This window comes from Methanomassiliicoccales archaeon LGM-RCC1 (genome assembly GCA_030168575.1).
Classification (GTDB): Archaea; Thermoplasmatota; Thermoplasmata; order Methanomassiliicoccales; family Methanomethylophilaceae; genus Methanoprimaticola.
In genome coordinates, this window is record CP115555.1 from 795638 (window position 1) to 806738 (window position 11101).

Sequence of the window (11101 nt, forward strand, 5' to 3'; positions counted from 1 at the left end):
CGATGTCTAGGAAGGATATTCTCGGAGAGGTCGGACGTGTCGTCATCAAGATAGGGACCACATCCCTCATGCAGGGCAGGAAGTCCATATCGATCGATTTCATGGACTCCGTCGCGGAGCAGGTTAAGGCGCTGAAGGATGAGGGCAAGGAGGTCCTGATAGTCACATCAGGGGCCATCGGAGTCGGCCTCAAGGCCATGAAGGTCCAGGCCAATCCCAACGATATCCCGATAAGGCAGGCAGCGGCATCCGTCGGCCAGAGCATACTGATGCAGAGATGGGCCGACAGCTTCCAGAGGCAGGGGATGATCGTCGGGCAGATTCTGATGTCCCTCGACACATACTCCGACAGGGACAGTGCGATAAACCTCAACAACACAATCGATTCACTGTTGGACAACGGCGTGATCCCGATCTTCAACGAGAACGACGCCGTCTGCATCACGGAGATCAAGTTCGGTGACAACGACACGTTGTCAGCGATAGTGGCCAGCAGGACGGATGCGGACCTCCTTATCATCCTCTCAGATGTCAAGGGACTGTACGATTCCGATCCCACAAAGAATCCTGACGCCAAGCTCGTTCCGGTGGTCCATAATGTGGACGCATCCGTCCGTTCCATGGCAGGGGAGAGCAGCACCGGTCTCGGAACCGGCGGCATGAGGACGAAGTTGGACGCAGCGGTCATATGCAAGGATGCAGGCTGCAGCATGATCATCGCATCCAGCAAGGAGCCCGATGCAATCTACAGGGCGGCTACCGGCGACGACATCGGAACGATATTCGTCTCCGACAGCGAGATCTCCAAGAAGCGCAGATGGATCAAGTCCGCTCATGCATCCGGAAGGCTCGTCATCGACCCTGGTGCGGAGAAGGCTGTCCTGGACCACAAGTCATTGCTCCCTGTGGGGATTCGTTCCGTAGAAGGCACCTTCGACAAGGGTGAGGTCGTGGACATCATCTGTGAGGGCCACAGGATCGCCAAAGGCATAGCCGGATACGGCTCCAAGGAGATGTCGGCGATAGCCGGCAAGCATACTGCGGAGCTCGAGGGAATTCTCGGACGCAAGGATCACAAGGAAGCAATAATCTCAGAGAATCTGGTTGTCCTCTGATCAAGTTCATCAAAGCTGCATAACTGCGCCGTTGAAATAAACAAGAAAGATCGGGGGATCGCTCCCCCGTAAAAGTTTGTGCTTACTCCTCTACTCCCTCTTCCTGAGGCGAGTCCCACTCGGTTACACCCGAGGGGTCGGAGAGAACGTCCTTGGTGAAGATAGGCTCCTTGATGCCGTTCTTCTTCTGTTCCCTGTAGTCGTGGTAGGCCTCCATGACCGGCTTGGCCAGAAGTGCTACGACCACTACGTTGATGGCTCCCATTGCTGCCATGAACGTATCCGATATTGTATCCATTAGAGACACGTTGATGAGACAGGATGCGAACGCCACAACGACGATGATCAAACGCATGACGAATATCAGCAGGTTGTTGTCCTTGATGAACCTCATGTTGGCCTCGGACATGGTGTAGTATCCGAGCATGCTGGTGAATGCGAAGACGAACAGGAACAGGGCGATAACTGTGGATGCCCAGGGTCCGACTGCCTGTGATGCGACGTACATGACAAGGGGGGCCTTCTGCAGGATGATCTCATGGTCTGCGTTGTAACACAGTGCCTCGATCTGGGACCAGTCTCCGAACGAGAGAACGGCCAGAGCGGTGAAGGTACAGACGATGAGGGTGTCGACGATGACACCGAAGGACTGCATGAGTCCCTGCTTGACAGGGTGCGTGGTGTGTGCGGTTCCTGCTATGTTGGCGATGGAACCCAGTCCAGCCTCGTTGGAGAACACTCCTCTCTTCAGACCGATCATGATGACGGTTCCGATTCCTCCACCCAAGATCGCGGGACCGGAGAAGGCGTACTGGAAGATCATGTAGATTGCGTTTCCGACGTTCTGGAAGTTGACACAGATGACTGCGAGTGCTAGGATGATCCACAGAACGGCCATTGCGGGAACGACCCTGGAGGAGAACACTCCGACGATCTTCGTTCCGCTGAAGATGATGATGGCCGCAAGGAACGCGATGAGCGCACCGACGATTGTGGGGTCGACATCGAATGCTGTTGCGATCGCATCAGCGGAGTTGTTGGCCTGGACTCCTACGAATCCGATACCGAAGGTCACGAAGATCATGAAGGCCAGGGCGATTCCCAGCTTCCTGCTCTTGAGTCCCTTCGTAGCGTAGTACGCAGGTCCACCGTAGTAACTTCCGTCCGACTTCCTCTCTTTGTAGATCTGAGCCGCTGTGGACTCGAAGAAGCTAGTTCCTGCACCGATGAGTGCGAAGATCCACATCCAGAAGACCGCTCCGGGTCCTCCGGTGACGATGGCGGTTGCCACTCCGGCGATGTTTCCTACACCGATACGGGCACCCATTCCGAGACAGAACGCCTCGAACGATGACAGTCTTTTATCTCCTTTACCTTCGCTGACTCCGGACAGGGCGAGCTTTGCGTTCTCACCCATGTGGGTGATCTGCATCACCTTGAGCCTGTAAGCGAAGTACAATCCGAGACCGATCAGACATACGAAGGCGATGTACCAAATGTATGTGTTGAGGGGATCGAATATATCTGACAGGGTTTCTGCTATTCCCATGAGTTAAACCTCAATTGAGTTACGATTGCGAATGGTATCTAAGAGATACCATCAATCTATGGCCACCCCATCCTCATTTAATTAATATAAAGATTGTCAGACTTATTCGATTTTCGTAATTATAGGTACTTTTGCTGTATTAATCGAAAAAACTACTGCGAAAAATAAGCAAAATCGAAAAAAATTATTGTGATTCGTAGAAATTCTATTGATATCGAATAATTTGGTCAATAATCGTTGACCTATGCTAACTTTGATTCATTTAGAGCTTAATTGTCAGCATCGATCATGGAGACGTGAACTATGACTCAGGAGAAGTGTTGGATAAACATGGTGGACCCGGCCGGATTTGAACCGGCGACCTCCGCAATGTCAATGCGACGTCATAACCCCTAGACCACGGGTCCGATGTACGGACGATAGACTGGCAGTACATAAAGCTTTTTAGTCACGCGTTTGATTGAAGGTCGATGATCACATTAGGCATCGAGGGTACCGCCCACACGCTGGGTGTCGGGATCGTGGATTCGGATCACAACGTCCTAGCCAACGAACTCGACATGTTCAGGCCGAAGAACGGCGGTCTCCACCCCAGGGAAGCTGCAAACCATCATGTGGACGTCGTCTCCACGGTGATGCAGCAGGCCTTCGATGCCTCGGGACTGAAACCCGGTGACATCGATGTCGTATCGTTCTCGATGGGCCCCGGACTCGGGCCCTGTCTGCGTGTCGCCGCAACGGCTGCAAGGGCGTTCGCCCTCACGATGGGGATCCCGATAGTGGGAGTGAACCATTGCGTCGCCCACGTGGAGATCGGAAGGGCCCTATGCGGATGCGATGACCCCGCCCTGCTGTACGCTTCAGGCGGGAACACTCAGATCATCGCCTTCGCCGAAGGCAAGTACAGGATCTTCGGAGAGACGCAGGACATCGGTATCGGCAACATGCTGGACAAGCTCGGAAGGGACCTCGGTATGGGATTCTACGCCGGACCGATCTTCGAGAAGCTGGCCAAGGAAGGCAAGGAGTATCACGAGCTCCCCTATTCAGTGAAAGGCATGGATGTGGCATTCTCAGGCCTTATGACGGCTGCACTGAACCTTCAGAGGAAGGGAGTTCCGTTGGAGGACATCGCGCTGTCCGTCCAGGAGACCGCTTACGCCATGCTCACAGAGGTCACCGAGAGGGCAATGGCCCACATCGGAAAGGACGAGGTCCTCTTAGGCGGAGGCGTCGCCCAGAACAACCGTCTGAAGGAGATGGTCAGGGAGATGGCGGAGGCCCGCGGAGCTGAGATGTACTGTCCCGACCGCAGGTTCTGCATGGACAACGGCGCTATGATCGCTTGGCTCGGCAGCGAGATGTACGAGTCCGGCGTGAGGATGAACATCAACGACACCATCGTGAATCAGAGATTCAGGACAGACGAGGTCGATGTCACTTGGAGGAGCTGAGCTGCTTCTCCAGAATAGAATCAAGGTTCTCTAAGAAGCCCTCTACCATCTCGGCAGGGATGGAACCGCCTGCAGCGATCCTGTGACCGCCGCCTTCTCCGCCGACGGATGCACAAGCCTCCCTCATGGCGACAGCGAGGTCGATTCCTCTGTCCAGCTGCTTCCACATCCCTCTCGACGAGAGGTTGACGGGATCCTTGGACTGATTCATTCCGATGGTGGGCTTGTCGGGATCCCCGATGCACTGCATCGCGATTCCACAGAGCATTCCAGTGAAACCGGAATCGGTGCTGTCGAACCACTGGAAGTGATTCCTCTGGTTCAAGCCTTTCTTGTCCAGTTCCACCATGTTGAGGACGACGTCCCTGTTGGAGTCGTTCATCAGCTTGGCGCCGAGCTCGATGGATTTGACATCTCCCATTCCAGCGGAGATGCCCATGCCTCCGAATCCTGCGCGGCCGCAGCTGTTGAGCACCGATGAGAGGTACTCTGCATCCATCTTGAATCCTGTGAGGAAGTACCTTGTGCGGGCGATCTCGTTCAGCGATGATTCGAGCATGCCCTGCTCTGTAAGTCTGACCGCTATGAGCGACGAGAGCTTCCTCTTCTCGTCCTCGTTGAGATCCATGTAGGATTTGCCGTGGTCTATCCCGGCATCGTCCAGTATCTTGGCCACACCGTCCTCGTTGCCGCTAATCCCGCGGATGTAGGGGTCGGTGGTGAGATAGAGCTGCGTCATCAGGTCTCCTGCGGGGATCAGCGATCCCGGCATCTCCTCCACGAAGCCTCTCTTCTTCCCTTCCTCGAGGAGGTATACGTTCAGACCGGACAGGCCGTTGATGTGCTGTCTGTCGCCGGCGATGCCTGCGAAGGCAACCTGGACAAGATCCCAGTTGGCCTCGTTCATGGTCACCGCGAAGAGCAGCGCCATGGTGGCTCCGCATCCGGAGGTCATCCCGTCGATTCCGTATAGGTGAGGGTTGGCGTAGCATACGCGCTGCGCTTCTGAGATGATGGTGTGGTGGTCAAGGACCACGATGTCGTTCTTCATGGCATCCAGCTGGTCGATGTACGACGCACCGAGATCCGTGATGATTATGCAGTCGGTCTTGGTGCTGCGGATGATGTCCATGTTGTAGTCGTTGAGCGTTGTGAAAAGGGTCACACGGAACTCCTTCCCTTCGCGGAGCAGGGTCTGTGCGATGATCGATGCGGCAGATACGCCGTCAGCATCGTAGTGAGAATAGACTTGGATAAACTCATGCCCGCGGACGATGTCCGCGGCATGAGATAAGGTTGTAAGAAGTTTTGAGGGGACCTCAGTCTCCATATAACTCACTTAAGCATGAGTTCCGCGTTGCTGAGAGAATACTTCCAGTCTGCGGGGAGGACTCCGTTCCTCTTGTAGTAGCGCTCCAGTCTCCTGATCTTTGCCTCGATCATGAGAAGGCCTCTCCTGTTGGAGACGTCTCCCCTGTTGTTCTTCAAGTGAACGTTCAGTGAGATTGCGCGCCTCATGAGGTTTGAAAGGTCCTCGGGAAGAGCGGGTGCGACTCCCTTCTCAGCCATGATCTCGGTGATCGTCTTGCCGGTAGCGAGCTTAACGTCAGGTACTCCGTACTGGTCCCTGAGGATAAGTCCGATCTGGGCGGAGATGATTCCGTCTTTCGCGAGTTTCACGATGAGGTCCTCGATTTCGGTGGCGTTGAGGGGTACCCATGCGGGATTCTCGGAAACCATTGGGTGCTTTGAACAGGATTTTCCCTTTCTTCTTGTGTGCATTCTTGCCATAGTGTGATCCTCCGAATCATATCTAGGCGGCGAGGCTACGCATGCGATTATAGAAGAAGTATATAAACATTCGAGGGACCGAAGGCATCCGTCCCTTTTTCCTGTCAAACGCATCAAATTTATAAGTGTTAACGATTGGTAAGTCGTCCTGAGGAAGGTAAATGGAGAAGCAATCAAAGAAGATGTTACCTGGTCTGTGCCTGCTGTCTTTCAGCACGTTCATAGTATGTGTGCCAGCAGCCTTCACGCAGATAATATCTTTCAACCTGATGCTAGACCTCAACGCCTTCCCCGATGACAGCTATGCATGGACCTTCCCCATGTTCGTCGCCGGAGAATGCGCGGCTATGGGCCTCTGTGCCGGAACCATGGACAGGTTCGGCCGGCGCATGCCGTATCTGGCAGGATCGCTGATGTTCGTGGCATCCTCGATCGTATGTGCGATGGCGACCGACATGATGGTGTTCAACATATCGCGTCTGGTCCAGGGATTCGGAACCGGGCTGATCATCGTCACATGCATAGCTCAGATCTATTTCGATATAGATGACCGCAAGGACCGCTACATGGCCAACGGGATAATGTCCCTCGGATTCGGAGGGGGAATGCTCGTCGGATTGTTCGCTGGTAAGGCGGTACTGGAGACCATCGGATGGCCGGTCGCTTTCTGGGCCATGGCCGTGCTTCAGGCGATAGTCACATTCCCTGCCCTGCAGGTGCTGAAGAACGGGAAGAACAGCGAGATGAAGGCGGATCTGCCCGGAGCGATCATACTGACGATTTGGGCTGCAGTCTTCGTCATATTCCTCCAGGAGTTCTATCTGAACTGGTCGATCAGGGACACGATCGCACAGGCGGCGACCGCATTCATCGTCATGCTGTTCCTGATTTTCATGGTGGCCGAGGTCCGCAACCCCGATTCCATGTTCCATAGGAAGGTCAGGAACAAGAGGCTGGTCAGCGTCTCCATGGTGTTCATCGTGCTCCTCGGAGTGCTGGACATGGGTGCGGTGGGATTCATGGTGAAGACTGCGTTCTTCACTTTCCAGATGTCGGTCAGCCAGGCTGCGCCGTTCTTCATAGTCATGGTCTTGGGAGCGGCGGTCACCGCAATATGCATCTCCAAGACGATCGACAGGACCGGGCATCTCCCGTGGCTCCTGTTGAGCGTGATACTTTCCCCGATAGCATTGGTATCCATGCAGTACCTGAGTGCCGACGATCCGTTCTACATATTCGCAGGACATCTTTTCCTGCTCGGTCTGGCCATAGGATGCTTGGTCTCGATGCTCAACGCCACCATCCAGAACAGGACCAACGAGGACAACAACGGTGCGATGATGTCGTTCGCGATCATGATGCGTACCGTGGCCCTGTGGCTGGGATACAACCTTTACCAACATGTCACTGATGCCTTCATGGCATCCAAGATCAGTTCGATCGTGGATCATTGGAATTCCATACTGCCGTTCGAACTGCCGTCGAACACATCTCTGGCGAACCTGCTGATAACCCCGCTGGGGGATGCGATAAGATTGCTTCCGGGACTCACCGACGAGATAGCAGAAGTATTCGCAGAGGGAGTCGGCTACGCATTCACTCTGGGCGCGATAGCGTTCGTGGTGATCGGACTGCCCGTCGCACTTCTTCTGTTAAGGAGGGAGAAGGACATATGATGCTGAGGGCAGCGCTCATTCTGATAGCAGTCTTTGCAATGGTTCTGTGCCTGGCCCCGATTGAAGATCAGTCGGATGCGGATATCAGGGAGATGTCCAATGGGGCTGTGACCATAAGCGGCGACGTGACTCTTACGGAGGACAGGACCTTCAATGATGGATCGACGATAACCATAGCTTTGGGCACCAGGTTGGACATCTCCACATACACCATGGATTTCGGTGCTGACTCCAACGTAATATTCCTGGGCAACGCCACCATAATCTCGCAGTACGGCGAGCTCGTTCTGGGCAAAGGGACCAGCTTCATCCTCGTCGGTGCGGTCCTTCCCGGGATGCCTGACGAGATAACATACACATTCGACGGAACGGTCACCGTAGACAACACCGGCATAACCGGGCGCGGCGCGACAGTATCCTTCACTCCAGACACCGATGATCATTCCATCCAGGTATCCTGGAAGACCACGGACATGTTCATCAACGATCCGAAGTTCACTTACAAATACACTGCCAGCTCGGGTTCGGGATCCACACAGGAGATACTGAGCTTCTCCACCGTGGATGTCATAGAGAGGTCCTACGATGACGGGAAGCTGAAGTCCATCAACACCATCAATGTGGTCGCATACGACGCGGAAAACACGATGGACACAACGATCACGACAAGCGGCGCAGTCAACGGAACGATGAGATTCTCCGAGATCAAATCCACCACCCATTACGAGGATTCCGATGTGACCAGCGTGCTTCATATCGCCGGCATGGGCATCACCACGATCACGGGCAACTCGGACTTCATAGTGACCTTGGATTCGTCTGCGACCAATGTCCTGATCGAGCGTACCACGGCAGGCACGATGGACTCGAGGACGACACTGACTACCACCACAATTAATGCGGAACTGGAGTTGACAGAGGTTAAGAAGCTCCTGTTCCCCGAAGAAGGAGAAGGGGTCGATATCCTCAGGTACATGAAAACCACCGCACAGATAGGAACGACAGAGAAGGCTTCCGGCAGCAGCAAAACGGTAACGGACATCGTACTCATCATAGATGGAAGGGACACTGCTACAAACTTCCTAAGTCTCGAATTCACGGAAGACGATGTGGTGAACACGATGGTGGCCGGAAAGGCGGATATAACGTCGATGGCGTTGACCAGGAGTCTGGTCGTGGATCTCGACGCCACCATCCCGTACGTTACCCTCGACAAGACCGAGTCCGGAGCGAACATCATGCATGTGGAAGTGAAGGAGCTAAAGATCTTCACAGACAATTTGGATGTCCTTTCACTGTACACGATATACTCCAAGGAAGGAAAGCTGACAATCCAGCAGCTCCTCGACAACAGCGAGAAGCTGAGCGTCTCGATGACCTCGTTCAAAGAGGATTCGGACGGAGATGGAAGGACCGATACCACAGCCCTGAGTTTCGGGATGGTCCTCGAGGTGGACACCAGAGGTAAGAACACTGCCACGGTGTACTTCGACGAGCTGACCACGAAGGTAGAATACGGCGCCAGCACAGCTGATATGCACATCGACAAGACCGAGATATACATGGAATCGGAAGGTTCTCTCTCGGATTGTCTGGATGCGTTTACGGAAGGCTTCCATTTCACCGAAGATGCCCATTCGGAATTCCAGCTCTACAACGCCGGATTCGTCATCAAGTATCCTGACGAGAAGGGATCGTACACTATACAGAGCATCAAGTCCTCAGACTCTTCACCCAAGTTCGCATCGTTGACCATGTCCATCGATTATTCCAAGTATCTGGGAGAGACGACCATAAGGGGCAACGTTTCCGCAGTGGGCTATACCCTGATACTGCAGAGGGAAGCGACCTACTCCGATCCCGAGGGTACCGCCAACATCGATTTCCGCACGAACGATCTGGCCGGTGCGTTCTCGATGATCTTCAAGGACGGCATAGCATTCTCCGCCAACCTCTACATGCCTTGGATGCTGGACGTGACCTATTACGACATAGTCTTCAGGATCGTCGGGGACGATGCCTCGCTGACGCTCACCCATGGCAATCTGGCCATAGACGGTTACAATTACATGACCGAGGGCATACTGGCCATGGTCGACAAGATGGCCCACAACGATTTCAGCCTGGACACGAGGCTTTCCCTGACAGCCACCGAAGTGGAGATCTACAAGGATTCGCACGAGGTCGTTCTGAATGCGTTCTCGGATGTGGAGCTGGACATCAGGAAAGTATCCGCAGTTCTGAAGAGAGAAGACAGTCTGAAGGCATCCCTCGATAAGGCCCACCTCAGCCTCGTGTACGAGGACGGTTCGGAACTGGACAGGCAGCTGAAGCATCTGGATGTCGCAAAGGACCTTTCGGGCGCAGAGCCTGAGCCATCATTCATCGAGAAGAATGCCTTGTATCTGCTGATAGCATTCGCAGCCGCATCGTTGGTGCTGACGGTCATCCTCATCTACTTGAGGGTGAAGAAACCGGATATGCTGAAGATGACGGAAGATCAGGAATGAAGACGTATCTGTTCCCTTGCCCAGGGGACAGTGTCCTCATACTCCTCCCTGTCGAAGGACAATTGATCAGGGAGATCGCTGAATAGCTCGGATTCCATCTCGCAGTCGCCCTTGACTTTATCTTTCAGGATTGCGGCGCAGACATCGCAGTAGCCTATGTCGCGTGTGGAGACTATCTCGATCTCGTACCCCGCTTCTTCAAGGAATTCCCTTGCTGCAGCCTGCTCGGAGGTCTCTCCTTCCTCGACGTGACCGCCCGGCATCTCCCACCCGTTGCGCTTCTTGTGCCAGACCATCAGGAACCTATCTCCGGAGAATGCTATTGCGTAGGCGGTGCGCATATCATTCCCTTCCGATGACTATAATGGCATGCGCCTTCTCGTACGGGTCCAAAGGCTCATCGTCGATGACCTTGTAACCTCTGTCGCGGATAACTTTCTCCGCATCCCTGAATATCGATTCCGGCGACGCGGTCACATCCTCGGAGCGCGCCTTCACGGCCACCATCCCGTACTCTGCGCTGAAGGCGTCCATGTTGTCGCATAGAATCTTCGCCTGCATCTTCTGGGCCACGTCCTGGTAGACCACGTCCACGCTGTCGGCGAACATGGAGTATTCACTGGGCACTGTGGCATCCCCGAGTATGGGCATCATGTTGGGGCGGGTCTCGCAAGTTCCGACCAGGTCCCTGAACATCCTCTGGGCGAACTCCACGCAGTAGACCTTCCCGTCAGCGCAGATATCTGCGACATGCGACGGAGTGGTGCCGCTGGAAGCTCCCAGATAAAGGACCTTGGAGTCCTTCCTGAACGGGAACTGCTTCCCTCCCACGGTGAGATAGGCAGCGAGCTTGCTCCTCCTAGGATCCCATTCGCGGTACTCGGTACCGGAGATGGTGAACAGCCTCTCTCCGTAGATCCTCCTGCCAGGGCAGAGGGATTCCGTGTAAAGCCTTCCCCTGTCGAGGAAAACCCTGTCCGAAGTGAAGTTCAGTGGCTCCATCGTC

General features: G+C 54.5%; 9 protein-coding genes and 1 tRNA gene. 4 read left to right on the forward strand and 6 right to left on the reverse strand.

Annotated elements, in window-relative coordinates; genetic code table 11:
* Positions 1-2: 2 nt before the first annotated feature.
* Complete coding sequence (gene proB / locus PED39_03850; GenBank protein ID WII08347.1) at positions 3-1115, forward strand: glutamate 5-kinase; 1113 nt, start codon at positions 3-5, stop codon at positions 1113-1115.
* An 82-nt stretch (positions 1116-1197) separates the two neighbouring features.
* On the opposite strand, the gene PED39_03855 is transcribed toward proB, so the two are convergent.
* Positions 1198-2664, reverse strand: a complete 1467-nt coding sequence (locus PED39_03855; protein ID WII08348.1) for an alanine/glycine:cation symporter family protein — start codon at positions 2662-2664, stop codon at positions 1198-1200.
* Positions 2665-2995: 331 nt separating this feature from the next.
* Positions 2996-3071: transfer RNA gene (locus PED39_03860), tRNA-Val, on the reverse strand.
* Between the two features lie 63 nt (positions 3072-3134).
* Between PED39_03860 and PED39_03865 the strand changes: the two genes are divergently transcribed.
* On the forward strand, positions 3135-4118 hold the full coding sequence (locus PED39_03865; GenBank protein ID WII08349.1) for a bifunctional N(6)-L-threonylcarbamoyladenine synthase/serine/threonine protein kinase: 984 nt from the start codon (positions 3135-3137) through the stop codon (positions 4116-4118).
* On the opposite strand, the gene PED39_03870 is transcribed toward PED39_03865, so the two are convergent.
* Positions 4102-5448 (reverse strand): DHH family phosphoesterase, encoded by a 1347-nt coding sequence (locus tag PED39_03870; GenBank protein WII08350.1) that lies wholly within the window; start codon positions 5446-5448, stop codon positions 4102-4104. The genes PED39_03865 and PED39_03870 overlap by 17 nt on opposite strands.
* Positions 5449-5453: 5 nt before the next feature.
* Positions 5454-5909, reverse strand: coding sequence for a 30S ribosomal protein S15 (locus PED39_03875; GenBank protein WII08351.1), 456 nt, complete (start codon positions 5907-5909; stop codon positions 5454-5456).
* Between the two features lie 161 nt (positions 5910-6070).
* On the opposite strand from PED39_03875, the gene PED39_03880 reads away from it, so the two are divergent.
* Positions 6071-7585, forward strand: a complete 1515-nt coding sequence (locus tag PED39_03880; GenBank protein ID WII08352.1) for an MFS transporter — start codon at positions 6071-6073, stop codon at positions 7583-7585.
* Positions 7582-10095 (forward strand): hypothetical protein, encoded by a 2514-nt coding sequence (locus PED39_03885; GenBank protein ID WII08353.1) that lies wholly within the window; start codon positions 7582-7584, stop codon positions 10093-10095. Before PED39_03880 ends, PED39_03885 begins: the two co-directional genes overlap by 4 nt.
* On the opposite strand, the gene PED39_03890 is transcribed toward PED39_03885, so the two are convergent.
* Together PED39_03890 and PED39_03895 are read right to left on the reverse strand one after the other, a co-directional pair.
* Positions 10086-10436 carry an NUDIX domain-containing protein gene (locus tag PED39_03890; protein ID WII08354.1) on the reverse strand — a complete coding sequence of 117 codons (351 nt, stop codon included), beginning with the start codon at positions 10434-10436 and terminating at the stop codon, positions 10086-10088. The two genes, PED39_03885 and PED39_03890, sit on opposite strands and share 10 nt — an antisense overlap.
* A 1-nt stretch (position 10437) precedes the next feature.
* A complete protein-coding gene (locus PED39_03895; protein ID WII08355.1) occupies positions 10438-11097 on the reverse strand; it encodes a fibrillarin-like rRNA/tRNA 2'-O-methyltransferase in 660 nt (219 codons plus the stop codon).
* Positions 11098-11101: the final 4 nt, after the last annotated feature.

Excerpts from the sequence above, each read along its gene's own strand:
- PED39_03865 (WII08349.1), top strand. The coding sequence starts at position 3,135 with ATGATCACATTAGGCATCGAGGGTACCGCCCACACGCTGGGTGTCGGG.
- PED39_03880 (WII08352.1), top strand. The coding sequence starts at position 6,071 with ATGGAGAAGCAATCAAAGAAGATGTTACCTGGTCTGTGCCTGCTGTCT.
- PED39_03875 (WII08351.1), bottom strand. The coding sequence starts at position 5,909 with ATGGCAAGAATGCACACAAGAAGAAAGGGAAAATCCTGTTCAAAGCAC.
- PED39_03855 (WII08348.1), bottom strand. The coding sequence starts at position 2,664 with ATGGGAATAGCAGAAACCCTGTCAGATATATTCGATCCCCTCAACACA.
- PED39_03885 (WII08353.1), top strand. The coding sequence starts at position 7,582 with ATGATGCTGAGGGCAGCGCTCATTCTGATAGCAGTCTTTGCAATGGTT.
- PED39_03870 (WII08350.1), bottom strand. The coding sequence starts at position 5,448 with ATGGAGACTGAGGTCCCCTCAAAACTTCTTACAACCTTATCTCATGCC.
- PED39_03895 (WII08355.1), bottom strand. The coding sequence starts at position 11,097 with ATGGAGCCACTGAACTTCACTTCGGACAGGGTTTTCCTCGACAGGGGA.
- PED39_03890 (WII08354.1), bottom strand. The coding sequence starts at position 10,436 with ATGCGCACCGCCTACGCAATAGCATTCTCCGGAGATAGGTTCCTGATG.
- proB (WII08347.1), top strand. The coding sequence starts at position 3 with ATGTCTAGGAAGGATATTCTCGGAGAGGTCGGACGTGTCGTCATCAAG.